Below are 23,077 nucleotides of genomic sequence, written 5' to 3' on the forward strand. Positions count from 1 at the left end.
AGACAACGAGGTAGATCGGTCTGTCGGAGGCCTGCATGGTCTCCCGGGCTGGAGCTCTCCGGCCGCTGACCATGTTTAGGGGTTGTCGGGCGCCGCTTCGGCGGGGTCCGGCAACCTCTTCTCATATCTGGCACAGGTGAGAGGGAAGCGCGCATGGGCAGGCTCGCACGATGGGGCCAGGCGGCGCGGCGGCTGGGTGCGATCGTAGCCGACGAGGGGCCGATCGAGGCGGCGCGGCGGCTGCTGCGGCGCGCGCGGCCCGACCCGGGGCTCGGCGACTATCTCGCCGCCAAGGCCGCGCGCGACGCCGCCTATGATGCCGCGCACGGCAGCGACACCGGCGGCGTCCAGCGGCTCTACACGCTCGCGATCGACAGCCCCAACGCGCGCCACGGCATCGACCACGTCGCCTCCGACCCCGACGTCTTCGCGTCGGCGATGGCGCTGCTCGACGGCGACCTGGCGCGCTTCCACTTCCTCGACCTCGGCTCGGGCAAGGGGCGCGCGCTGCTGCTCGCCTGCGACTATCCCTTCCGCGCGATCACCGGGGTGGAGTTCGCCGCCGAGCTCCACGCCGTCGCGACCCGCAACCTCGCGCGCCGCGGCGACCCGCGCGCGACCGCGCTGCTCGGCGACGCCACCGCGGTGGCGCTGCCCGACGGCGATCTCGTCGTCTACCTGTTCAACCCGTTCGAGGCGGCGATCATCCGCGCGGTGGCGCGGCGACTGGCGGCGCTGCCGCCCGGGCGCGACGTCCGCCTGCTCTACGTCACCCCGCGCCACCGCGACGCGCTGGAGGCGGAGGGCTGGCGCGTTACCGCGGGCGCGGGCGAGGCGGCGCTGTTCCGGCGCGCCTGAGCCGGACGAGTGACCCTGGCGACTGAACCCGGGCGGCAGCGGCCGTCGCGCGCGTCTCCAGCGAGCGTGTCGACGATCGCGGTTGCACTGCCGTACCCACTATGTCACCCTTCCGTTCCGCAGGCGGGCGGCGGATGAGGCTGGAGGACCATGTCGCGATGATGCAGCGCACTTATCTTTGGCTGGCGGCGCTGGCTGCCCGGCGTGACAGGATCGTGCGGACATATCCCGCGCGGACCAGGCGACTGGACCAGAGCTGCGTCGCTACGCTGCTGGCCTTCATGCTGTACGGCTTCGTCCTCGTGCCGCTGCAATATCTACTCGCCATCTCCCATCACGCGAGCGCCGGCTCGCGTGGAGCGGACACGCTCTATCTCAGCGGCGGAGAGCGCGTCGCGCTGGTCGCCGGCATGATCGCCATGCTCGCCGCGAGCGTCAGCGGCACCGGGTTGGCGCGCGGGGTGATGAAGGACTTCGAAGGGCACCGCTGGACGCTGTTGGTCATGGCCACGCTGGCACTCAGTCTGCCGCTGGTCATCGGCGGCGTGGTGACGAAGAGCGTCGCGCTGCTGGGTGTGACGCGCGGCGATCATATCTGGATCGCGGTCTTCCTGGCGGCGTGGAGCGCCGCGATCGTCCAGATCTGCGCCGCGATCGTCGCGCCCGCGCACCAGGCGTGGACGCGGGGATCGTTCAAGCGGCGCTAGCGCGGGCGTGACGGCGAGCAGCCGGAGGTAGCGAGGCGATCCGGCATCGCTCGCCGCCCGCGACCTCCCCTCACGCCGGCTGGAGCAATCCCCCGTCCGCTTCCCTGGCGCGCGCGATCTTCTCGCGCCACACTAGGGGCGCCAGCTGGTGGACGTTCTGTCCTTCCGCGTCGACCGCGACAGTGACGGGGAAGTCGCTCACCTCGAACTCGTAGATCGCCTCCATCCCGAGGTCCGCGAAGCCCACCACCTTGCTGCCCTTGATCGCGCGCGCCACGAGATAGGCGGCACCGCCCACCGCCATGAGGTAGGCGCTCCTATGGTCGCGGATCGCCTCGGTCGCCGCGGGACCGCGCTCGGCCTTGCCGACCATCGCGAGCAGCCCCTGCTCGAGCATCATGCGCGTGAACTTGTCCATCCGCGTCGCGGTCGTCGGGCCGGCGGGGCCGACCACTTCCTCGCCGACCGGATCGACCGGGCCGACATAATAGATCACGCGGCCCTTGAACGCGACCGGCAGCTCCTCGCCGCGCGCGAGCATGTCGGCGATGCGCTTGTGCGCGGCGTCGCGCCCGGTGAGCATCTTGCCGTTGAGCAGCAGCCGGTCGCCGTGCTTCCAGCTCTGCACCACCTCGGGGGTGAGCGCGTCGAGGTCGACGCGGATCGCGGCGCTGTCGGGCTGCCAGTCGACCTGGGGCCAGTCGGCGAGCCTGGGCGGCTCGAGGTACACCGGGCCCGAGCCGTCGAGCGTGAGATGCGCGTGGCGGGTCGCGGCGCAGTTCGGGATCATCGCCACCGGCTTGGAGGCGGCGTGGGTCGGCCAGTCGAGGATCTTGACGTCGAGGATGGTCGAGAGCCCGCCCAGCCCCTGCGCGCCGATGCCGAGCGCGTTGACCTTGTCGAACAGCTCGATCCGCAGCGCCTCCAGGTCGTTCCTCGGCCCGCGCGCCTTGAGCTGCGCCATGTCGATCTGCCCCATCAGCGATTCCTTGGCGAGCACCATCGCTTTCTCCGCGGTGCCGCCGATGCCGATGCCGAGCATGCCCGGGGGGCACCAGCCGGCGCCCATCTGCGGCAGCATCTCCAGCACCCAGTCGACGATCGAGTCGCTCGGGTTCATCATCTTGAACTTGGACTTGTTCTCGCTGCCGCCCCCCTTGGCCGCGACGTCGATGTGCACCCTGTCTCCCGGCACCATCTCGACGTGGAGCACGCTGGGCGTGTTGTCGCGCGTGTTGCGGCGGGTGAAGGCCGGGTCGGCCAGGATCGAGGCGCGCAGCTTGTTCTCGGGGTGGAGGTACGCGCGGCGCACACCCTCGTCGACGACCTCCTGGAGCGAGCGCTGGCTCTCCAGCCGGCAGTCCTGGCCCCATTTCACGAAGACGGTGACGATCCCGGTGTCCTGGCAGATCGGGCGATGCCCCTCGGCGCACATCCGGCTGTTGGTGAGGATCTGCGCCATCGCGTCCTTGGCGGCGGGGCTCTGCTCCGCGGCATAGGCGTCGCCCAGCGCGCGGATGTAGTCCATCGGGTGATAGTAACTGATGTACTGGAGCGCGTCGGCCACGCTCTCGATCAGGTCGGCTTCGCGGATCGTCGTCATGCGCGCGGCTGTACGACGGTGCCGATAGCGGGGCAACTGGCGGGAGCTGGGCGCACCGGGGGAGCCCCGGGGCGTCATGGACATACGACGGGTATGATGAATCCTCCCCTGCATGGGAGGATCGGGCGGACGTCGATCTCGCTGGAGACCCCCGAAACTCGAGAGCCGACCTCCGATCTGATCGAGGGTGCCAAGCATGCGCGAGGCGGCGGGCAGATGATGGCACTCTCGGATCGTCGAGACGGTTCGCCCCCCTCCGCGCGGCGCAAAGGAATAAGCAAGGTTGTCGAGCTAGGGCAGTGTCATGCGACCGCCCGCCACCGACCGAGAGGAGCCGTCCGGCGGCGCGCGCGCGCTCGTCGAGGCACTGGGGCTCGCGCCCGCGTCGGACGCGCTGGTCGAGGAGTCGCGTCGCGCCGCGCTCGCCGCCAGCGCCGCGCTATGGCCCGCCGCCGCCGCGGTGCTGCTGCTCGCGCCGCTCGCGCTGGTGCTGCTCGCGCTCGGCACGCCTGCCGCGACCGCGCTGGCGTGGCGCACCGCCCCCGCCGTCCTGCTCGCGCTCGGCTGCTGGGCGGTCGCGGCGCACCCGCGCGCCGCCGCGAGCCCGACCCAATGGCGCCTCGCGACGATCGCCGCGGGCGCCAGCGCGATCGCGCTCTCGCTCGCGCTCGGCGCCGAGGCCGCCGCGGCGCTGCCGCGCGCGCTGCACCCCGCCGCGGCGGTGGCGGGGGGCGCCGCGACCGTGGCGCTGGCGCTGGCGCTCCAGCCGCTGCGCGCCGCCACGCTCGCGCTGGTGGCGACGCTGGCGCTCGCCGCGCTCGCGCTCACCGGCGCCGCGCCGCTGCCCGCCGCGCTCGCGCTCGGCGCCGCCGCGCTCGTCGCGCTCGCGGTGACGCGCGCCGCGCTCGTCCGGCAGCGCGCGCTGGGGGAACGCCGTGCGCGCCGCGAGATCGAGCGCCGCGACAGCCGCCTCGTCGCCGAATATGAGGCGCACGGGACCGGCTGGTTCTGGCAGAGCGACCGGCGCGGCCGGCTCACCTATCTCTCCGACAAGGTCGCGCGCGAGCTGCGCGCGCTCGGCATCGAGCCGATCGGCGCGCCGCTCACCGACGTGTTCCGCGTCGACTCGGCCTGGGTCGAGACCGAGCGCACGCTGAGCTTCCATCTGTCGTCGCGCACCTCCTTCACCGATTACTCGGTCCGCCCGGCCGCGGGGGGCAGCGGCGCGGAACGCTGGTGGTCGATCTCGGGCCGCCCCGCGCGCGACGACCTCGATCGCTTCCAGGGCTTCATCGGCGCCGGCTCCGACCTCACCGAGCAGCGCCGCGCCGAGGCGGAGATCAAGCGGCTCGCCCTGTTCGACGCGCTCACCGGCATCGCCAACCGCCAGCGCATGCGGCTCGCGCTCGAGCAGACGCTGGCGCAGGCCCAGGCGGGCGGCACCCATCCGACGGGCCTGTTCCTGCTCGACCTCGACCGCTTCAAGGCGGTGAACGACACGCTCGGCCATCAGGTCGGCGACGAATTGCTCAAGGAGGTGGCGCAGCGGCTGCAGCGCACCATCGGCGACGCCGGCCTGGTCGGGCGGCTCGGCGGCGACGAGTTCAAGGTGATCGTGCCCAACGAGGGCGACCGCGACCGGCTCGCCGCGCTGGCGCAGCGCGTGATCGCGGCGCTGTCGCTACCCTATCACATCGACCGCTCGACGCTGTCGATCGGCTGCTCGGTCGGCGTCGCGATCGCGCCCGCCGACGGCGCGGCGCAGGAGGAGCTGGTGCGCAACGCCGACCTCGCGCTCTACGCGGCGAAGGCGGACGGGCGCGGCGTCCACCGCTTCTACCGCGAGGAGCTGCTGCACGGCGCGCAGAACCGCAAGCGCCTGGAGGACGACCTGCGCCAGGCGCTCGCCGCGGGGCAGTTCCACCTCGCCTATCAGCCGGTGGTGTCGACCGCGGACACGCGCATCATGGGCTATGAGGCGCTGGTGCGCTGGGACCATCCGCAGCGCGGGCCGGTCAGCCCCGCCGAGTTCATCCCGGTGGCGGAGGAATGCGGGCTGATCGAGGCGATCGGCGCCTGGGTGCTCGAGACCGCCTGTGCCGAGGCCGCGTCCTGGCCCGACCATGTCCGGGTCGCGGTCAACGTCTCCCCGATCCAGTTCGCCAATCCCCAGCTGCCCGCGCTGGTGACCCGCGCGCTCGCCGCCTCGGGGCTGGCGCCGGCGCGGTTGGAGCTGGAGATCACCGAGGGCGTGTTCCTCAACGAGGATGCCTCGTCGGAGCGCATGTTCCGCGCGCTCAAGGCGCTGGGGGTGCGGCTCGCGCTCGACGATTTCGGCACCGGCTATTCCAGCCTCGGCTACCTGCGCAAGGCGCCGTTCGACAAGATCAAGATCGACCAGAGCTTCGTGCGCGGCGCGATCCAGCCGGGCAACCGCAACGCCGCGATCATCCGCGCGATCGTCAGCCTGGCCGAGACGCTCGGGATGGAGACCACCGCCGAGGGGGTGGAGCAGCAGGACGAGATCGTGCTGATCCGCGGCCTGGGGTGCAGCCACATCCAGGGCTATGTCTACGGCCGACCGGCGCGCGCCGACGACGTGCGCGCCCAGCTCGCCGCGGCGGAAGGCTATGCGGTGCCGATCGGGCACAAGACCAGCCGCGCCGCGCGCCACCGCGTGCTGCGCTCGGCGCGGATCGAGCTGGCGGGCGAGCGCGCCGAGGTGCGCGTGCGCAACATCTCCGCGGCGGGCGCGATGGTCGACGGCGTCGACCTGCCCGCGGCCGCGATCGGCTATCCGGTGGCGCTCGAGCTGGAGGACGGCTTGGCGCTGGCGGCGACGATCCGCTGGGTCGACGACGAGGGACGCGCCGGGCTGGAATTCGCGGCGGCGTTCGACCTGGATCGGCTCAACCAGCCGGCGCCGCGCCGCGCCGCGTGAGCCGAGGGCGGGGTGGGGCGGGGCTGGGCGGTGAGGAGTCGCCGCGCCGAACGCGTCAGCCACGCCGCGCGTCGGCGTTCTTCGTCCGCAGCGTCGCGGCCGCGCTCGCCGGATCGTCGGGCCAGGGGTGGCGTGGGTAGCGGCCCCGCATCTCCTTGGCCACCGCGTGCCAGCTGCCGCGCCAGAAACCCGGCAGGTCGCGCGTCGTCTGGATCGGGCGGCCCGCGGGCGAGGTCAGCGACAGCACCAGCGGGACTCGCTCCGCCCCCACCACCGGGTGCTGGTCGAGCCCGAACAGCGCCTGGACGCGCAGCTCCACCGTCGGCCCCGCCTCGGCGCCATAGTCGATCGCGTGGGTCGAGCCCGCCGGGCTGGTGAAGTCCGCCGGCGCGACTCGGTCGATCGCGCGCAGCGAGTCCCAGCCGAGCAGCCCGCGCAGCGCCTCCACCAGCGCGCCCGGCGCGATCGAGTCGAGCCGGCGCTTGCCCTCGACCAGCGCGGGCAGCCAGTCGTCGAGCCGCGCCAGCAGCGTCGCGTCGTCGAGCGGCACCCCGGCATAGGCCGCGCGCGTGCGCAGCGTCTCGGCCGCGCGCGACCAGGGCAGGAGTGCCAGCCCCTGCGCGCGAACCCCCTCCACCAGCGCCGCCGCGATCACCGTCGGGTCGGCGCCGCTGTCGGGCCCGCTCGACAGCCGGATCGCGCCGAGCCGGCGCTCGCGCAGCGGCTGCACCGCGCCGGTGGCGGGGTCGAAGTCGGCGGTGCGGCGCGTCTCGATCCGGTCCGCGAACAGCGCCTCCACCTCGGCGGCGAGGATCGGCGCGGCGGCGAGGATGCGCGCCCCCGCCGCCATGCCCTGCGTCTCCGCCACCGCGAGCCACTCGGCGCCGGCGAGCGGCGACGTCGGGTCGAGCTTGAACCCGCGCCCGCCGGCGGACACCCAGCGCTCGCCGCTCGCGTCGCGCCGCCGCGCCACGCGATCGGGGAAGCCGAGCGCGACACAGGCGCCGATCGAGTCGGGCGCGCCCTCGTCCGCGCCGCGTCTCACCAGACCGGCCCAGCGCCGCGCCAGCCCGCGCGCGCTCTCCGCCTTGGGCGAGCGGTCGCCGCGCCAGCGCCGCCACCGCAGCTCGAGGTCGGCGTCCGGCCCGCCCAGCCCGCGCTCCTGGAGCAGCACCGCCACCTCGGCGGCGCGGCGCGGGTCGGGCGCGGCGAGCAGCATGTGCGCCAGCCGCGGCGGCATCGGCAGCGCCGCGATCGCGCGCCCGTGCGCGGTGGGCCGCGAGTCGGCGTCGAGCGCGCCCAGCGCGGCGAGCCGCGCGCGCGCTTCCGCCACCGCGGCCTCGGGCGGGGGGTCGAGCCAGCGCAGGTCACGCGGGTCGCTCACCCCCCACAGCGCACAGGCGAGCACGAGCGCCGACAGGTCGGCCTCGAGGATCTCGGGCGGGTCGAAGCGGGGCATGCCGGCGGTCGCCGCCGCTTCCCACAGGCGATAGGCCAACCCCGGCCCCTGGCGCGCGGCGCGGCCCGCGCGCTGCGTCGCCGCGGCCTGGCTGGCGCGCTCGGTGACCAGCCGAGTCATGCCCGCGGCGCGGTCGTAGCGCGGGCGCCGCGCCACGCCGCTGTCGACCACCACGCGGATGCCGTCGAGCGTGAGGCTCGTCTCGGCGATGCTGGTGGCGAGCACCATTTTGCGCGCGCCGTCGGGCTCGGCGCGGATCGCGGCGCGTTGCGCGGCCGGGTCGAGGCTGCCGTGGAGGCGGTGGAGTCGCACCCCAGGCAGGTCGCCGAGGCGCTCGGCGGTGCGCTCGATCTCGGCGACGCCCGGCAGGAAGGCGAGCACGCCGCCCTGCTCCTCGCGCAGCGCCTCGCGGATCGCGGCCGCCATCGAGTCCTCGACCCGCGCCTCGGCGGCGCGGCCGAGGTGGCGCAGCTCGAGCGGGTAGCTGCGGCCCTCGCTCTCCACCACCGGCGCGCCGTCGAGCAGCGCGGCGAAGCGCGCGCCGTCGAGCGTCGCGGACATGGCGACCAGGCGCAGGTCGGGGCGCAGCGCGGCACGCGCGTCGAGCGCGAGCGCCAGGCCGAAGTCGCCGTCGAGGCTGCGCTCGTGCACCTCGTCGAACAGCAGCGCCGAGACGCCGGTCAGCTCGGGGTCGCCCTGGAGCCGCGCGGTGAGGATGCCCTCCGTGACGACCGTGACCCGGGTGGCGGCGGAGCGCCTGGTGTCGAGCCGGGTGGCATAGCCGAAGGTCTGCCCGACCGGCTCGCCGGCGAGCTGCGCCATCCGCTCGGCCGCGGCGCGCGCGGCGAGGCGGCGCGGCGAGGTGACGATGATCTCGCCGCTGCACCAGGGCTCGGCGAGCAGCGCGGGGGCGACCGCGGTGGTCTTGCCAGCGCCCGGCGGCGCGACCAGCACCGCGGCGCCCACGTCGCGCAGCGCGGCGAGCAGCGCGGGCAGGACGGCGTGGATCGGCAGCGTCGGGGTCACGCCGCCCGCCCTAGCGGGGTGTGCGGGTGGGATGAAGGGGTGCGGCGAGGTCGCCGGTACTCCGGCGCCAGCTCGCTCCCCTGACTCCTGCCGCTTGTGACCCGGCGGAGGCCGGGGCCCAGCTGCGAAAGCCGCGGTGGTGACGCGCGACTGTCGCCACATGTCAACCTCGGCTCAAGCGGAGACGTGGGCGTGACTCCTGTCACGTGCCTCAGCAGCGTCCCCCACCTGGGCCCCGGCTTTCGCCGGGGAACAAGACGGAAGGGCGATACCGCACCTGACGAGCCGCCCGATCCCGGGCGGCTCCCGCGTCACCTCACGCGGTCGCGAGGTCTGCCTTCTGGTTGGCCTTGCTCTCGGCCAGCGTCGTCAGCTTCTCGTCGGTCGACTTCTCCTCGTCGAGCGTCGCCTGCAGCAGCGTCGCGACCTGGTCGTGGCCCATCTGCTTGGCCCAGGCGATCAGCGTGCCGTAGCGCGTGATCTCGTAATGCTCGACCGCCTGCGCCGAGGCGATCAGCGCCGCGTCGAGCACCGACTTGTCGGCGATGTCGCCGGCGACCTCGTTGGTCTCCTTGATGATGCCGTCGATCGCGGGGCAGGTGACCGCCTTCGCCTTCTCGCCCAGCACCTCGAACGCCTGCTCCAGCCGCGCGATCTGGCCCTCGGTCTCGCGCAGATGGGTCTCGAAGCCCTGCTTGAGCTCGGGCGCGGTCGCCTTCTCGATCATCTTGGGCAGCGCCTTGGTGATCTGGTTCTCGGCGTAATAGATGTCCTGCAGCGTGTGCAGGAACAGGTCGTGCAGCGTCGCGATGTCCTTGGTGAACAGGCCCATGGTGATGCTCCTCTGGTAATGGGTCGGGGGGATGCTGCACGAACGACGGGGCCTCGCGGACGTTGCGCCGCGGCGGTCCGCGAACACGCTGATCGAGATCAAACGCGGCGGAGGGGTGACGAAGCGCCGCGGCGCGCGTACAGGGCGCCGCTTATGTCCCGCACCGCCGCCCGCACCAAGGCCCGCGCCGCCGCCCGCCTCGCCGCCGTCCAGGCGCTGTACCAGCGCGAGATGGAGGGCACCGCTCTGCCCGCGCTGCTCCACGAATTCCACCACCACCGGCTCGGCGCCGAGATCGAGGAGGCGCAATATGCCGAGGCCGACGTCGACTTCTTCGACGACCTGGTCACCGGCACCGACGCGCGCCGCGGCGAGATCGACCGGCTGATCGAGGCCAAGCTGAGCAGCGGCTGGACGCTGGAGCGGCTCGACAAGCCGATGAAGGCGATCCTGCGCGCCGGCTGCTACGAGCTGCTCGCGCGCGACGACGTGCCGGTGGGCGCGGCGATCAGCTCCTACGTCGACGTCGCGCACGCTTTCTACCAGAAGCGCGAGGCCGGGTTCGTCAACGGGCTGCTCGACAATATCGCCAAGGACGTGCGCGGCTGAGATGGGCGAGCTGGTCTCGCTGAGCCGCGCACGCAAGGCGCGGAAGCGCGCCGAGGACGCGGCGCAGGCGGCGGCCAACCGCGTCGCGCACGGCCGCACCAAGGCGGAGAAGCTGGCCGAGCGGCAGGCGCGCGCGCGACAGGACGCGGCGCTCGACGGCGCGGCACTGGGGCGGCCGGGCGAGGACTGACGGCGCGAGGAGTGACGGAGGCGAGCGCGCGTGCGGCGTCGCGCGGCCGCCTCACGCCAGGTGGCGCTCTTCCCAGGCGAGCAGGTCGTGGAAGCGGCGCTGCAGCGTCACCACCGCGCCTCGATAGGCCGCCGCTTCGTCGCGGATCGCCGCGGGCGTCCAGCGCGCGATGTGCGCGCTATAGTCGGTGCGCAGCCGGTCGAGTCGGTCGCGATAGGCCGCGGCGGTCGCGGCGAAGCCGGGCTCGGCCGCGGCGCGCGCGGCGACCTCCCGCTGCTCCCGCTGGCTGTGCGTCTGGAAGATGCGCGAGAACTCGAGCCGCTCGCGCAGCAGCACGCCGCCGGCATGGCCGGTCGAGTCCATCAGGGGCAGGAAACGCGCCATCCGCCGGCGCAGCTCGTCATGGTCCGCCGGTACGCCCGACATCGTCAGCTCCTATCGCGACCCCGGTGTACGACCCAGTCGTTAACGCGCGGTGGCCGCGCCGCGCGACAGCGGCAGGCCGCGCGGCTATGCCGCCGCGATGACCGAGGCCGACCTGCTCGCGCGCCTGCGCCGCCTGCCGCTCCATCCCGGCGCGCGCGGGCTATGCGACGATACCGCCGCGCTGGGCGGCTACACGCTCACCACCGACACCTTGGTGGAGGGCGTCCACTTCCTCCCCGGCGACCCCGCCGGCGACGTGGCGTGGAAGCTGCTCGCGACCAATTACTCCGATCTCGCCGCCAAGGGCGCGCTGGTGGAGGGCGTGCTGCTCAACTACCCGCTCCGCGACGCCGGCTGGGACGCCGCCTTCCTCGACGGGCTCGACGCCGCGCTGCGCGATCTGGGCGGCGCTGTGCTGGGCGGCGACACGGTGGCGCTGCCCGCGGGCGCGCCGCGCGTGCTGACGCTCACCGCGATCGGGCGCGACGCCGCCGCGCCGCCGCGTGACGGCGCGCGCGCGGGCGACGCGCTGTGGGTCACCGGCACGATCGGCGACGCCGGCGCGGGGCTGGCGATCGCGCGCGCGGGCCGCGGCGACGCGGCGCTGCTCGCGCGCTACCGCCGCCCGGTGCCGCGGCTCGCCGAGGGGCGCGCGCTGGCGCCGCTGGTCGCCGCGATGATGGACGTCTCGGACGGGCTGCTGATCGACGCGGCGCGCATGGCGGCGGCGAGCGGCGTGGCGGTGACGGTGGAGCTCGCCGACGTGCCGCTCGCGCGCGGCGTCACGGACCCGCTCGCCGCGGCGGCCGCGGGCGACGATTACGAGCTGCTGTTCGCCGCCGCGCCCGGCCTCGTGCCGCCGGTGCCGGCGACCCGCGTCGGCCGCTTCGAGCCCGGCGCCGGGCTGCGGCTCACCCGCGCCGGCGCCCCCGAGCCGCCCCCTGCCCGGCTCGGGTATGAGCACGGGTTGCGCTGACGTTCCCGCATGTTAGCCTCCGCGTCCCGCGCGACATCTCCCGGCATCAGACCGGGCGCGCATCAAGGAGGGATGTGAGGCATGACGATCGTCTACCTTGCCATCGTCTGCGGCCTGGTGGCCGTACTCTATGGCTTCGTCACCAGCCGCCAGGTGCTCGCCGCGTCGCCCGGCAACGAGCGGATGCAGGATATCGCCAGCGCGATCCAGGAGGGGGCCAAGGCCTATCTCGGGCGCCAATACACCACCATCGCCGTGGTCGGCGCGATCGTCGCGGTCGTGCTCGCGGTCACGCTCGGCCTGCTGTCGACGGTCGGCTTCGTCATCGGCGCGCTCCTGTCCGGCCTCGCGGGCTTCGTCGGCATGACGATCTCCGTGCGCGCCAACGTCCGCACCGCCGAGGCGGCGCGCCACACGCTCCAGCGCGGGCTGACGATGGCGTTCCGCTCGGGCGCGGTGACGGGGATGCTCGTCGCCGGGCTGGGGCTGCTCGCGATCGCCTTGTTCTTCTGGTATCTCACCGGGCCGGCGGGGCTGCTGCCCAACGACCGCGCGATCGTCGAGGCGCTCACCGCGCTGGCGTTCGGCGCCTCGCTGATCTCGATCTTCGCGCGGCTGGGCGGGGGCATCTTCACCAAGGCGGCCGACGTCGGCGCCGACCTGGTCGGCAAGGTCGAGGCCGGCATCCCCGAGGACGATCCGCGCAACCCCGCGGTGATCGCGGACAATGTCGGCGACAACGTCGGCGACTGCGCCGGCATGGCGGCCGACCTGTTCGAGACCTATGTCGTCACGCTCGGCGTCACGATGGTGTCGATCGCGCTGCTGATCCAGGCCGACGCGGCCGAGCTGATGCGGCTGATGAGCCTGCCGCTCGCGGTCGGCGGCGTGTGCATCCTCACCTCGATCATCGGCACCTACATGGTGCGGCTCGGCGGCGGCTCGATCATGGGCGCGCTCTACAAGGGCTTCTGGACCGCGGCGCTGCTGTCGATCCCCGCCATCTGGGTGGTGACGCAGTGGACGCTCGGCGACATGCACCGCGTGATCGGCGGCGCGGGCTTCCTCGACGCCGGCGGCGGCGCGGTGCCCGACGCCGGCGCCACCACCCAGGCGGCGAGCGGCGTGGCGGGCGTGCCCGCGGCCAGCGCCTTCACCGGCTACGACCTGTTCTTCTCGATGCTGATCGGGCTGGCGGTGACCGGGCTGATCGTGTGGATCACCGAATATTACACCGGCACCAACTATCGCCCGGTCAAGTCGATCGCCAAGGCGAGCGAGACAGGCCACGGCACCAACGTGATCCAGGGCCTGGCGATCAGCCTGGAAGCCACCGCGCTGCCGACGCTGGTGATCGTGGTCGCGGTGGTCGCGGCCTATAAGCTCGCCGGGATCATCGGCATCGCCTTCGCCGCGACCGCGATGCTGTCGCAGGCGGGCATGGTGGTGGCGCTCGACGCCTACGGCCCGGTGACCGACAATGCCGGCGGTATCGCCGAGATGGCGGGGCTGGAGGACGAGGTGCGCGAGCGCACCGACGCGCTCGACGCGGTGGGCAACACCACCAAGGCGGTGACCAAGGGCTATGCGATCGGCTCGGCGGGGCTCGCCGCGCTCGTGCTGTTCGGCGCGTACACCACCGACCTGCAGACCTATTTCCCCGACCTGTCGGTCAACTTCTCGCTCAGCAACCCCTATGTGATCGTCGGGCTGCTGCTCGGCGCACTGCTACCCTATCTGTTCGGCGCGTTCGGGATGACCGCGGTGGGGCGCGCGGCGGGCGCGGTGGTCGAGGAGGTGCGCCAGCAGTTCCGCGACAATCCCGGCATCATGGCGGGGACGAGCCGGCCCAATTACGGCCGCACCGTCGACCTCGTCACGCGCGCCGCGATCCGCGAGATGATCGTGCCCTCGCTGCTGCCGGTGCTGTCGCCGATCGCGCTCTATTTCATCGTCACCGCGGTCGACGGCCAGGCGAGCGGGTTCGCGGCGCTGGGCGCGATGCTGCTCGGCGTGATCGTCTCGGGGCTGTTCGTCGCGCTGTCGATGACCTCGGGCGGGGGCGCCTGGGACAATGCCAAGAAGTACATCGAGGACGGCAATCACGGCGGCAAGGGTTCCGAGGCGCACAAGGCCGCGGTGACCGGCGACACGGTCGGCGACCCGTACAAGGACACCGCCGGGCCGGCGGTGAACCCGATGATCAAGATCACCAACATCGTCGCGCTGCTGCTGCTCGCCGCGCTGGCCGGGGGCGGCGGCTGAGGGCAGATCCTCCCCGCTCGCGGGGAGGGGGACCGCGCCCGAAGGCGTGGTGGAGGGGGGCGTCCGCAGGCGCTGCGCTACGTGGGGAATCCCTCCACCACCGCGCTACGCGCGGCGGTCCCCCTCCCCGTGCCGGGGAGGATCTTCCACCCGATCAACCCAAATTAATCCACATCGGGCCTTCCTTCCCCCGCGCCCCGCCGCCCCAGTCCATTCCGGACGAACCAGCTCGTGACGCCGGCGTGACAACCGCGCTCCGCTCGCGCGCATGGGCACGAACCAACCGACGAACCACCTCTACTACGGCGACAATCTCGACGTGCTGCGGCGCGAGATCGCGGACGCCAGCGTCGACCTGATCTATCTCGACCCGCCGTTCAACTCGAACGCCAGCTACAATGTCCTCTTCCGCGCGCCCGACGGCGCGGGCACCGCGGCGCAGGTCGAGGCCTTCCACGACAGCTGGCACTGGAACGACGCCGCGGCGGACGCCTTCGACCAGGTCGCGCGGAGCGGCCATGCGAGCGCCTTCCAGCTGCTCGACTCGCTGCGCCGCTTCCTCGGCGAGAACGACATGCTCGCCTATCTCGCGATGATGACGATCCGGCTGATCGAGCTGCGCCGCGTGCTGAAGGACAGCGGCAGCCTCTATCTCCACTGTGACCCCACCGCGGGCCATTACCTCAAGCTGCTGCTCGATGGCGTGTTCGCGCCGCACGCTTTCCGCCGCGAGATCGTGTGGCGCTCGGGCTGGGTGAGCGGCTTCAAGACGCGCACCGCCAACTGGGTGCGCAACCACGACACGATCTTCTATTATGTCCGCGATCCCGCGGGCGACTGGACCTTCAACAAGCAATATGTCGCCCACGCCCCGGGATATGAGCGGCGCGGCGGCGGCGGCAACCCGCTCGGCAAGCCGCTCGACGACGTGTGGGACGATCCCGCGCTCTACTCGCCCAACATCAAGTCCTTCTCCGCCGAGAAACTGGGCTATCCGACGCAGAAGCCGGTGGCGCTGCTGGAGCGGATCATCGCCGCCTCGTCGCGGCCCGGCGACCTGGTGCTCGACCCGTTCTGCGGCTGCGGCACCGCCGTCCACGCCGCGCAGAAGCTGGAGCGGCGCTGGACCGGGATCGACGTGACCCATCTCGCCATCGCGCTGATCGAGAAGCGGCTGCACGCCGCCTTCCCCGAGGCGCGCTTCACCGTCGAGGGCACGCCGCGCGACCTCGCCTCGGCCGAGGACCTGGCGCGGCGCGACCGCTACCAATATCAATGGTGGGTGGTGTTCCTGATCGGCGCGATGCCGCAGGGCGGGCGGCGCAGGGGCGCCGACGGCGGGGTCGACGGGCTGCTCTACTGCCGCCCCGACGGGCGCACCGTCGAGCGCGCCCTGGTCTCGGTGAAGAGCGGCGAGCAGGTCGGCGTGGCGATGGTGCGCGAGCTCCACTCGGCGATGGTGCGCGACCGCGCGGTCGCGGGCGTGTTCGTGACGCGCGCCGCGCCGACCGAGCCGATGATCCGCGAGGCCGCCGCGGTGGGCCGCTTCGCCAGCAGCGCGACCGGGCGCAGCTACGCGCGGTTGCAGATCCTGACGCTCGCCGAGCTGATGGCGGGCAAGCGCCCCGACCTGCCGCACGTCGACCCCGACGCCGCCTTCCGCCAGGCCGCGCGCGAGGCGCGCGGCGGCCAGGGCTCGCTGCTGTAGGGGAACGGCCTGCGGGAGGGATGGCGGGGAAGGTGGGAAGGCAAGGGTCCCATCCCGTCCGAGCGGCCCCGTGCTCCCGCGCAGGCGGGACCCCAGCGCCACAGGCGGCGACCTTGGTGGTCCTGGGCTCCGGCGTTCGCCGGAGCACGCTGATGGTTCAGATGAGGTGGATCAGACTGTAACGCGGCCGCTGTTCACTATCCTGCGACGCGGCGAGCTGCCGCGAGATGCGTTCGAGATTTGCCCACATACCGCCCCGGCGTCCGCCGGGGCGGTCCGTCATCTCGATGTCAGGCGTCGCGAGGGCGGGACGTCAGAGCTAGGAGGGCGGCGACCGGCGGCACGCGCGACGCCCAGCCTGACACGGAGCACGAGCGGTATCGACGACCACGTCACCGCTCCGACCGTCCACCGCTATGCCGCCCGTCCGCCAGCGCGCGCAGCTCGGCGCGCTGGGTCGGCGTCAGCAGCGCGAGCGGCACGAAGGGCGGCACCCCGCCGCCACGCCGGCGGAACAGCAGCAGCGCGCCCTGCTCCACGGCAGCCACTTCGCCCCAGCCGAGCCGCAGCGTGCCGCGCGACGAGGCCAGCACGAGCCCACTCTCGCACCAGACCAGCGTGGTGAGCAGCGCTGTCGGGGGCTGGCGCGCGAAGCGGCGACGGACCCGCCGCACCAGCCGGCGGCGTGCCGCGAGCGGGACCAGCAGCGTCGCGACGGTCCAGCCGAGCGCGACGAGCACCAGCGCCGTCGCGATCGCGCCGCGCTCGCCCGCGCCGCCCGGCCCGAGATCGCCGCGTTCGAGCGCGACGGTGAGCGCGAGCCAGGGCAGCGCGATCAAGGCCGCCCCGCGCCACTGCCCGCGCGGCGCCGCGCCCGCGCGCGCCGCCGCCAGCAGGTCCTCGTAGCGCAGCGTGAAGGTAGTAGCCCCCATGCGCCAATATAGACGGCCGGATAGACGCCGCGCCGTGCCGGCTTGCCGAACCCCGCCGCGATGTCCATATACGGGGCGCGCCGCAGCCCGAGGGTCGCCGCGCGATCCACGCGCTCGCCTTTCCTTTCTCCGCCGTCTCGGCTAAGGGCGCGCGCACTCAGCGCGAAAGAGACACCGTTTGGCGAAAGAAGAACTCCTCGAGATGCGCGGGCAGGTGGTGGAGCTGCTGCCCAACGCGATGTTCCGCGTCCGGCTCGAGAACGACCATGAGATCCTCGGCCACACCGCGGGCAAGATGCGCAAGAACCGCATCCGCGTCCTCGTCGGCGACGAGGTGCTGGTCGAGCTGACCCCGTACGACCTCACCAAGGGTCGCATCACCTATCGCTTCATGCCCGGCCGCGGCGGCCCCGGCCCGTCCTGAGCCGCGCGCCGGACGAGCCCCACCATGACGCCGACGGTCACCGCGTGACGCCGCCCGACGGCGCCGCGCCGCTGGTGCTCGCCTCCTCCTCGCCGCGCCGCCGCGACCTGCTCGCGCGGCTCGGCGTGGTGCCCGCGCGGACCGACTCGCCCGACATCGACGAGACGCCGCGCGCGCGCGAGCTGCCGCGCGCCTATGCTTCGCGCCTCGCCGAGGAGAAAGCGCGCGCGGTGGCACGCGGCGCGGGCGAGGCGGTGCTCGCGGGCGACACCACGATCGCGCTCGGCCGTCGCATCCTGCCCCCCGCCACCGACCAGGACGTGCAGCGCACGCTGCTCCGGCTGCTCGCCGGCCGGCGACATCACGCGCTGTCCGCGGTGTGCGTGATCGCGCCCGACGGCCGCGCGCGCACCCGGCTGGCCGACACGGTCGTCGCGTTCAAGCCGCTGTCCGAGGCGGAGATCGACGCCTATGTCGCGTGCGGCGAGGGGCTCGGCAAGGCGGGCGGCTATGCTATCCAGGGCCGCGCCGAGGCGTTCGTGCGCTTCCTCGCCGGCAGCCACTCGGGGGTGATCGGCCTGCCGCTGTTCGAGACCCGCGCGCTGCTCGCCGCGGCGGGGGTCCTGCTTGGCTGAGTGGCTGTACGAGGAGGGGATCGGCGAGGCACGCGCCGCGCTGGTCGAGGGCGAGCGACTCCTCGCCGCGCGGATCGAGCTGCCCGACGGCCTGCGCGTCGGCACGGTCGCCCCGGCGCGGCTGCGCGAGCGGCAGGTCGCGGTGCTCGACGATGGGCGCGAGCTGCTGCTCGACCGCGCGCCCGCGGGCGTGACGCTCGGCGCGCGGCTGGCAGTGGAAGTGACGCGCGAGGCGATCCCCGAACCCGGCCGCGCCAAGCGCGCGCGCGGCCGCGTCACTGACGCCGCACCCGCCGCGGGCGCGAGCCTGCGCGAGCGGATCGCCGCCACCGGGCTGCCCGTGATCGCGCCGCGCGCGCACGAGGCCGACGTGCTCGAGGCGGCGGGCTGGTCCGAGGTGCTGGAGGAAGCGCGCACCGGCGAGATCGCCTTCGCCGGCGGCGCGCTGCGGATGTCGCCGACCCCGGCGATGACGCTGTTCGACGTCGACGGCGACGACGCGCCCGAGGCGCTCGCGCTGCGCGCCGCCACCGCGGTGGCGCGGGCGATCCGGCGCCACGGCATCGGCGGGTCGATCGGCGTCGACTTCCCCAGCGTCACCGGCAAGGCGGCGCGCCAGGCGGTCGCCGCCGCGCTCGACGCCGCGCTGCCGCCGCCGTTCGAGCGCACCGCGGTCAACGGCTTCGGCTTCCTCCAGATCGTCCGCCCGCGCCCGCGCGCGTCGCTGCCCGAGCGGCTGCGCGAGGATCCCGTCGGCGCCGAGGCGCGCGCCGCGCTGCGCCGGATCGAGCGCGAGCCGCCGGGCGCCTCGCCGCGCCACCGCCTGCCCGAGCCGGTGCGCGCGCGCGTGCTGGCGACCCCGGCGTGGCAGGAGGAGCTGCTGCGCCGCACCGGCCGGCTCCTTATCTTCGAGTGATGACCCAGCCCTGCCCGATCTGCGCCGCCCCGGCGCACCCCGACCATGCCCCCTTCTGCAGCCGCGGCTGCAAGGACCGCGACCTGCTGCGCTGGCTCGGCGAGGGCTATCGCCTGCCCGGCCGGCCGATCGACGACGAGATGCTGGAGGGGCTGGACAAGCCGCGCGACACCGCCTAGGGACCGCGCCTCACCGCTCAGCGAGCGGTGCGCCCAAGTAGCTCAGTTGGTAGAGCATACGACTGAAAATCGTAGTGTCGGTGGTTCGATCCCGCCCTTGGGCACCATTTCCCCACAGCAGCAGGACGCGTCGGGATCATGGCCGGGCGGATCGCGCCGCGGCCTGATACGGCGTCGGCGGCCGCCTCGACGCTGCTGCCAGACGTAGCGCGCCCCCCGACCGCGGCCCGCGCACGACCTCGCGCTGCGCGCTCGACGACATGCGATACCGCGCCGCACCGGCTCGTCGGAGCGGGTACGGCGCGGCGGTGATCGGCGGTGTGCGGGACGGGGAGCCCCGTCCCGCATGGTCCCGCTTACTTCGGCATGTCGACGAGACGCGGCGTGGCATTCCAGGTGAAGTCGTCGCGCATCTTCAGCTGCAGGCCGTTGCCGAGGTCGCCGCCCGAGCAGTTGAGCAGCTTGTTGATGCAGTTCTCGGTCCACATCTGCAGCACCTTGTCGTCCCAGGCGCCGATCCAGTCGGCGTGGAAGGTGCTGCCGGGGCGCTGCGTCGCCATGCCCGGCATGGAGTCCGAGGCGAGCGTCCAAGTGCTCTTGCCCTCGCTCCAGTCGCCCGAGGTGTCGAGGTCCTCGTCCACCGTGTACCAGGCGCCCAGCGTGAAGGTGGGCACGATATACGGGTGGGTCGCGGGGCATTTCAGGATGCCGTCCCAGCCGTAGCTCGGGAAAGCCATGTGGCTGCGGTGATCGCCGGAATTGAGCTGGCGCCCGTTCCAGCAGCTCGGCGCCTGGATCACCACGCCGATGCGGTTGCCCACCGGACAGGCCTTGGCCGCGGCGACGAGATCCGGATAGTGGCCGGGCGTCGCGGTCGGGCCGTCGCAGTTGAAGTAGAAGTTGTTCTCGCTCTTGCCGGTGCTCATGTTGTAGCCGAACACGAAGCGCAGGCCGCGCGGCATCTCGACGCAGGCCTTGCCCTCGATCCGGCACGCCGGGCTGCTCTCGGGAAGACGCTTGTAGTAGATCGAGACGTAGTCAGGGCGGACGACCTTGCCCTTGCCGTTCAGCATCGCCGGGACCCAATAGGCCGAGCGGTTGAGCTTGTTGTTGCAAGTGCTGTCGCCGCTGAAACGAAGCTTACCATAATCGGAGTAAGCATTGGCGCCGGTGTTGCCGAAGAACTGGTGGAGGTGGGACTTGCCCGGCTGGCCCGGGAAGACGATCGGATCGTCCTTGAGCACCTGACCTGGCATGCAGATGAAGCGGAACGCGCCGACCACGTCCGGCGCGCCCGACTGCGGGATCGCACCCGTTCCCCACGACGGGACGAGCAGGTCGTCCGCCTTGAAGTTGCTCGCATAAGACGGCTGCTGCACGAGCCCGAACGGGCCGGTCTTGCGGATCGCGTCGACCGGGAGGCCGTCGGCGGCGAGCTTCACCACCTTGGCGGGCGTCGCCACCGTCGCGGCCGGCGCGGCGACCACCGTGACGAGGCTGGTGGCGGCTTGCGTGACGCTGGCGGTGTTCGTCGCCGCATACGCACTCGACGCGGCCACCAGGGCCCCGCCCACGATCCAGAGCTTCTTCATGCAACCCCCGAAGAGACAGACGTTGGGACGAAGTCACAGCGACGGACCAACCGATCGCCGACTTCGGACTACGCCTTCTTACTCCATCATTTCATTCGGATCGGTTAAGCCGGAAGGTTTCGAGACGTTAACCCACGCACACCGTGAGATCATCTTCACGAATGCTTCATTCTCGTCCACGCACGTCGCGAAATACTGCATGACCGCGTCGCCGCGGGCCCGGGAGCCGGGCGCGCGGCTCTGATCGTCGAGCCGACGCATTCGACGATCCTGGCCGCGCCTCCTCGATGGCACCGTCACGCGAACGGGAGCAGGCACGGGGATCGGGCGCCGGCGACGAAGCGCCGCCGCGTGGCGCGGTCATGACGATCGCGGCGACCTGCCTCGTCGCCCGGGAAGACGGCGTCGCGCCCCCGACGGCAGGCGTCGCGTCCGCGCCCGCGACACCGCGAGGAGGATACCGCCTACCCCGCCCACTCGCTCCACAGCGCCGCCGGGTCGGGGCGCGGGCGCTCCTCGAGCGCGCGACCCGGCGTGCCGATGAACACGAAGCCCGCGATCCGCTCGGGCGCGGCGCCGAACAGGTCGCGCACCGCGTCGGAGAAGGCCGCCCAGCCGGTCAGCCAGCCCGCCGCGAAGCCGTGGGCGTGCGCGGCGTGGAGCAGGTTCATGCACGCCGCCCCGGCCGACAGCTCCTGCTCCCACAAAGGGATGTGGCTCTCCGGCCGCGGCGACGACAGCGCCACCACCAGCGCGGGCGCCTGGCGCGCGAACTGGTCCATCGCCTCCAGTTCCACGCGCGCCGCCGCGGGCCGCTCGGCGCGATAGGCCTCGACCAGCCGCGCCGCGAGGGCGTCGCGCCGCTCGTCGGGGACGATCACGAAGCGCCACGGCGCCAGCTTGCCGTGATCGGGGGTGCGCCCGGCGAGCTGGATCATGGCGACGAGCTGGTCGCGCGTCGGCCCGGGTGCGACGAGGTCGCGCGGCTTGCCCGAGCGGCGCGTGGCGAGCAGCGCGAGCGGCGAGGAGAGGTCGTTGAACATCGCCGGGACAGATAGCGCGCCGCGGGGATATTTACAGCCGCGCCCATATCGCTAGTCTCGCGCGCAACCATCGGCGCCGCCCGCGCGCGCCCCGCCCCTCACCGGAGCCGCCCTCCCTTGCCCATCATCCCCACGATCGCGCTCGGTTTTCTCGCATTGCTCCTGGGCGGCGGGATCGCCGCCGCGGTGAAGCCGGGCGACGAGTTCGCCGGCCATCCCAAGGGCCTGTACGTCCTGTTCTTCGCCGAGATGTGGGAGCGCTTCTCCTACTACGGCATGCGCGCGCTGCTGATCTTCTACCTGACCAAGCATTGGCTGTTCGACGACGGCAAGGCCAATCTGATCTACGGCGCCTATACCTCGCTGGTGTACATCACCCCGGTGCTGGGCGGCTATCTGGCGGACCGCTACCTCGGCCAGCGCCGCGCGGTGGTCTATGGCGCGGTGCTGCTCACGCTCGGCCACCTGCTGATGGCGGTGGAGGGCGACGGCGGCCAGGCCTCGGCCGCGATCAACGTGTTCTGGCTCGCGCTCGGCTTCATCATCGTCGGCTCGGGCTTCCTCAAGGCCAATATCTCGGTGATCGTGGGGCAGCTCTACCCGCTCACCGATATCCGCCGCGACGGTGCGTACACGATCTTCTACATCGGCATCAACACCGGCGCCGCGCTCGGCACGATCCTGGCCGGCTGGCTCGGTGAGACCTACGGCTGGTCCTACGGCTTCGGCGCGGCGGGGGTCGGCATGCTGCTGGGGCTGCTGGTGTTCGTGCTGGGCAAGCCGCTGCTCAAGGGGCGCGGCGAGGCGCCGCGCGCGCTGGCCCGGTCGCTCGAATGGTCGCTCTACGCGATCGGCGTCGCCGCCGTCGGCGTGATCTGGCTGCTGATCCAATACCAGGACGTGATCGAGACGCTGCTGATGGTCTCGGGCGTGGCGCTGCTCGGCTACGTGCTGTTCGCCTCGCTCAAGCTGGAGCCGCACGCGCGCGACCGGATGTTCGCGGTGCTCTTCCTGATCGCGCTCAATCCCCTGTTCTGGGGGCTGTACGAGCAGGCCGGCGGCAGCCTCAACCTGTACACCGACCGCTTCGTCGACCGCGGCGGCGTGCCGGCCTCGCTGTTCCAGTCGGTCAACCCGATCTACATCGTGCTGCTCGGGCCGATCTTCGCGGGCCTGTGGGTGTCGCTCGGGCGGCGCGGCTGGGAGCCCTCGGCGCCGGCCAAGTTCGGGCTGGCGCTGGTGCAGGTGGCGCTGAGCTTCCTGCTCTTCGTCTGGGGCGCGCGGCTGTACGGCGCGGCGCTGACCCCGGTGTACCTCGTCTTCATGATCTACTTCTTCCAGACCTCGGGCGAGTTGTGCCTGTCGCCGGTGGGCCTCTCGGCGATGAACCGGCTGGCGCCGCGCCACCTCGCCAGCCTGATCATGGGCGCGTGGTTCTACATGACCGCGGTGGGCAATTTCGTCGCGGGCAAGATCGGCGAGGCCACCGGCGGCGGCGAGGGCGGGACGATGACGCGCGACGGCACGCTGGCGGTGTACGAGACGATCGGCTGGTGGGCGATGGGGATCGCGCTGCTGGTGCTGCTGGTGAGCCCGCTGGTGCGCCGCCTGATGCACCTCGACACGCTGCGCGACCACGACGACTCGCACGCGATGGCGGGCGAGGCCGAGCTGGCCGAGCCGCAGGCGGCGGGCTTCGACAGCGGAAGCGCGACGCGGCGGGGGTGAGCGGAGTTCTCACGCGGCTCGCAGCGTA

21 protein-coding genes and 1 tRNA gene are annotated in these 23,077 nt (G+C 72.9%); 14 read left to right on the plus strand and 8 right to left on the minus strand.

All coding sequences use genetic code 11. The features are described 5' to 3' along the window. Positions 1-153 precede the first annotated feature (153 nt). Both KZ813_RS10765 and KZ813_RS10770 read left to right on the plus strand, forming a co-directional pair. Positions 154-858, plus strand: coding sequence for a class I SAM-dependent methyltransferase (locus tag KZ813_RS10765; protein WP_219754987.1), 705 nt, complete (start codon positions 154-156; stop codon positions 856-858). Between the two features lie 134 nt (positions 859-992). After that, positions 993-1,565 (plus strand): hypothetical protein, encoded by a 573-nt coding sequence (locus tag KZ813_RS10770; protein ID WP_219754988.1) that lies wholly within the window; start codon positions 993-995, stop codon positions 1,563-1,565. 70 nt (positions 1,566-1,635) lie between these two features. Here KZ813_RS10770 and KZ813_RS10775 read toward each other — a convergent pair whose 3' ends face one another. Further along, on the minus strand, positions 1,636-3,168 hold the full coding sequence (locus KZ813_RS10775; RefSeq protein WP_219754989.1) for a fumarate hydratase: 1,533 nt from the start codon (positions 3,166-3,168) through the stop codon (positions 1,636-1,638). Between the two features lie 304 nt (positions 3,169-3,472). On the opposite strand from KZ813_RS10775, the gene KZ813_RS10780 reads away from it, so the two are divergent. Then, on the plus strand, positions 3,473-6,109 hold the full coding sequence (locus KZ813_RS10780; RefSeq protein ID WP_219754990.1) for an EAL domain-containing protein: 2,637 nt from the start codon (positions 3,473-3,475) through the stop codon (positions 6,107-6,109). 55 nt (positions 6,110-6,164) lie between these two features. Here the strand turns inward: KZ813_RS10780 and hrpB are convergent, their stop codons facing one another. Continuing rightward, positions 6,165-8,594, minus strand: coding sequence for an ATP-dependent helicase HrpB (gene hrpB / locus KZ813_RS10785; protein ID WP_308461858.1), 2,430 nt, complete (start codon positions 8,592-8,594; stop codon positions 6,165-6,167). Positions 8,595-8,910: 316 nt separating this feature from the next. Beyond that, on the minus strand, positions 8,911-9,426 hold the full coding sequence (locus KZ813_RS10790) for a YciE/YciF ferroxidase family protein (protein WP_219754992.1): 516 nt from the start codon (positions 9,424-9,426) through the stop codon (positions 8,911-8,913). Positions 9,427-9,579: 153 nt separating this feature from the next. Here KZ813_RS10790 and nusB point away from each other — a divergent pair, with 153 nt between their 5' ends. Beyond that, entirely contained in the window at positions 9,580-10,035 is a 456-nt protein-coding gene (gene nusB / locus KZ813_RS10795; RefSeq protein WP_219754993.1) for a transcription antitermination factor NusB, read from the plus strand. A 1-nt stretch (position 10,036) separates the two neighbouring features. Continuing rightward, positions 10,037-10,225 (plus strand): DUF4169 family protein, encoded by a 189-nt coding sequence (locus KZ813_RS10800; RefSeq protein ID WP_219754994.1) that lies wholly within the window; start codon positions 10,037-10,039, stop codon positions 10,223-10,225. Positions 10,226-10,276: 51 nt separating this feature from the next. On the opposite strand, the gene KZ813_RS10805 is transcribed toward KZ813_RS10800, so the two are convergent. After that, entirely contained in the window at positions 10,277-10,651 is a 375-nt protein-coding gene (locus tag KZ813_RS10805) for a hypothetical protein (protein WP_219754995.1), read from the minus strand. Positions 10,652-10,748: 97 nt separating this feature from the next. Between KZ813_RS10805 and thiL the strand changes: the two genes are divergently transcribed. From thiL to KZ813_RS10820, 3 genes are all read left to right on the plus strand, one after another. Next, complete coding sequence (thiL, locus tag KZ813_RS10810) at positions 10,749-11,627, plus strand: thiamine-phosphate kinase (RefSeq protein ID WP_219755142.1); 879 nt, start codon at positions 10,749-10,751, stop codon at positions 11,625-11,627. A gap of 81 nt (positions 11,628-11,708) precedes the next feature. After that, the gene (locus tag KZ813_RS10815; protein WP_219754996.1) at positions 11,709-13,892 is read left to right on the plus strand and encodes a sodium-translocating pyrophosphatase; all 2,184 of its coding nucleotides are present in this window, start codon (positions 11,709-11,711) and stop codon (positions 13,890-13,892) included. A 268-nt stretch (positions 13,893-14,160) separates the two neighbouring features. Further along, positions 14,161-15,600: a DNA methyltransferase gene (locus tag KZ813_RS10820; protein WP_219754997.1), complete on the plus strand. Its 1,440-nt coding sequence runs from the start codon at positions 14,161-14,163 to the stop codon at positions 15,598-15,600. Between the two features lie 392 nt (positions 15,601-15,992). Here the strand turns inward: KZ813_RS10820 and KZ813_RS10825 are convergent, their stop codons facing one another. After that, a complete protein-coding gene (locus tag KZ813_RS10825; protein WP_219754998.1) occupies positions 15,993-16,532 on the minus strand; it encodes a hypothetical protein in 540 nt (179 codons plus the stop codon). 178 nt (positions 16,533-16,710) lie between these two features. Between KZ813_RS10825 and infA the strand changes: the two genes are divergently transcribed. From infA to KZ813_RS10850, 5 genes are all read left to right on the plus strand, one after another. Continuing rightward, positions 16,711-16,956: a translation initiation factor IF-1 gene (infA, locus tag KZ813_RS10830; RefSeq protein WP_022685627.1), complete on the plus strand. Its 246-nt coding sequence runs from the start codon at positions 16,711-16,713 to the stop codon at positions 16,954-16,956. Between the two features lie 44 nt (positions 16,957-17,000). Then, positions 17,001-17,591, plus strand: a complete 591-nt coding sequence (locus tag KZ813_RS10835) for a Maf family protein (RefSeq protein ID WP_219754999.1) — start codon at positions 17,001-17,003, stop codon at positions 17,589-17,591. Continuing rightward, the gene (locus KZ813_RS10840) at positions 17,584-18,507 is read left to right on the plus strand and encodes a ribonuclease E/G (protein WP_219755000.1); all 924 of its coding nucleotides are present in this window, start codon (positions 17,584-17,586) and stop codon (positions 18,505-18,507) included. The genes KZ813_RS10835 and KZ813_RS10840 overlap by 8 nt, the downstream gene beginning before the upstream one ends. Further along, positions 18,507-18,686 (plus strand): DNA gyrase inhibitor YacG, encoded by a 180-nt coding sequence (locus KZ813_RS10845; RefSeq protein ID WP_219755001.1) that lies wholly within the window; start codon positions 18,507-18,509, stop codon positions 18,684-18,686. Before KZ813_RS10840 ends, KZ813_RS10845 begins: the two co-directional genes overlap by 1 nt. A 31-nt stretch (positions 18,687-18,717) precedes the next feature. Next, positions 18,718-18,793 (plus strand) — tRNA-Phe (locus tag KZ813_RS10850). Positions 18,794-19,042: 249 nt separating this feature from the next. On the opposite strand, the gene KZ813_RS10855 is transcribed toward KZ813_RS10850, so the two are convergent. The 3 genes from KZ813_RS10855 to KZ813_RS10865 all read right to left on the minus strand — a co-directional run bounded on the left by KZ813_RS10855 (position 19,043) and on the right by KZ813_RS10865 (position 21,321). Then, a complete protein-coding gene (locus tag KZ813_RS10855; RefSeq protein ID WP_219755002.1) occupies positions 19,043-20,278 on the minus strand; it encodes a DUF1996 domain-containing protein in 1,236 nt (411 codons plus the stop codon). 78 nt (positions 20,279-20,356) lie between these two features. After that, positions 20,357-20,539, minus strand: coding sequence for a hypothetical protein (locus KZ813_RS10860; protein ID WP_219755003.1), 183 nt, complete (start codon positions 20,537-20,539; stop codon positions 20,357-20,359). Positions 20,540-20,742: 203 nt separating this feature from the next. Next, entirely contained in the window at positions 20,743-21,321 is a 579-nt protein-coding gene (locus tag KZ813_RS10865; protein ID WP_219755004.1) for a nitroreductase family protein, read from the minus strand. Positions 21,322-21,438: 117 nt separating this feature from the next. Here KZ813_RS10865 and KZ813_RS10870 point away from each other — a divergent pair, with 117 nt between their 5' ends. Further along, complete coding sequence (locus tag KZ813_RS10870) at positions 21,439-23,049, plus strand: peptide MFS transporter (RefSeq protein ID WP_219755005.1); 1,611 nt, start codon at positions 21,439-21,441, stop codon at positions 23,047-23,049. Positions 23,050-23,077: the final 28 nt, after the last annotated feature.

The organism is Sphingomonas folli (genome assembly GCF_019429525.1).
GTDB classification, from domain to species: Bacteria; Pseudomonadota; Alphaproteobacteria; order Sphingomonadales; family Sphingomonadaceae; genus Sphingomonas; species Sphingomonas folii.

What these genes read in the sequence shown, in the direction of transcription:
- KZ813_RS10775 (WP_219754989.1), bottom strand. Translation starts at nt 3,168, where the DNA reads ATGACGACGATCCGCGAAGCCGACCTGATCGAGAGCGTGGCCGACGCG.
- KZ813_RS10860 (WP_219755003.1), bottom strand. Translation starts at nt 20,539, where the DNA reads ATGCGTCGGCTCGACGATCAGAGCCGCGCGCCCGGCTCCCGGGCCCGC.
- KZ813_RS10800 (WP_219754994.1), top strand. Translation starts at nt 10,037, where the DNA reads ATGGGCGAGCTGGTCTCGCTGAGCCGCGCACGCAAGGCGCGGAAGCGC.
- KZ813_RS10825 (WP_219754998.1), bottom strand. Translation starts at nt 16,532, where the DNA reads ATGGGGGCTACTACCTTCACGCTGCGCTACGAGGACCTGCTGGCGGCG.
- nusB (WP_219754993.1), top strand. Translation starts at nt 9,580, where the DNA reads ATGTCCCGCACCGCCGCCCGCACCAAGGCCCGCGCCGCCGCCCGCCTC.
- KZ813_RS10865 (WP_219755004.1), bottom strand. Translation starts at nt 21,321, where the DNA reads ATGTTCAACGACCTCTCCTCGCCGCTCGCGCTGCTCGCCACGCGCCGC.
- KZ813_RS10805 (WP_219754995.1), bottom strand. Translation starts at nt 10,651, where the DNA reads ATGTCGGGCGTACCGGCGGACCATGACGAGCTGCGCCGGCGGATGGCG.
- KZ813_RS10820 (WP_219754997.1), top strand. Translation starts at nt 14,161, where the DNA reads ATGGGCACGAACCAACCGACGAACCACCTCTACTACGGCGACAATCTC.
- thiL (WP_219755142.1), top strand. Translation starts at nt 10,749, where the DNA reads ATGACCGAGGCCGACCTGCTCGCGCGCCTGCGCCGCCTGCCGCTCCAT.
- KZ813_RS10845 (WP_219755001.1), top strand. Translation starts at nt 18,507, where the DNA reads ATGACCCAGCCCTGCCCGATCTGCGCCGCCCCGGCGCACCCCGACCAT.
- KZ813_RS10780 (WP_219754990.1), top strand. Translation starts at nt 3,473, where the DNA reads ATGCGACCGCCCGCCACCGACCGAGAGGAGCCGTCCGGCGGCGCGCGC.
- KZ813_RS10765 (WP_219754987.1), top strand. Translation starts at nt 154, where the DNA reads ATGGGCAGGCTCGCACGATGGGGCCAGGCGGCGCGGCGGCTGGGTGCG.
- KZ813_RS10770 (WP_219754988.1), top strand. Translation starts at nt 993, where the DNA reads ATGAGGCTGGAGGACCATGTCGCGATGATGCAGCGCACTTATCTTTGG.
- KZ813_RS10790 (WP_219754992.1), bottom strand. Translation starts at nt 9,426, where the DNA reads ATGGGCCTGTTCACCAAGGACATCGCGACGCTGCACGACCTGTTCCTG.
- KZ813_RS10815 (WP_219754996.1), top strand. Translation starts at nt 11,709, where the DNA reads ATGACGATCGTCTACCTTGCCATCGTCTGCGGCCTGGTGGCCGTACTC.
- KZ813_RS10855 (WP_219755002.1), bottom strand. Translation starts at nt 20,278, where the DNA reads ATGAAGAAGCTCTGGATCGTGGGCGGGGCCCTGGTGGCCGCGTCGAGT.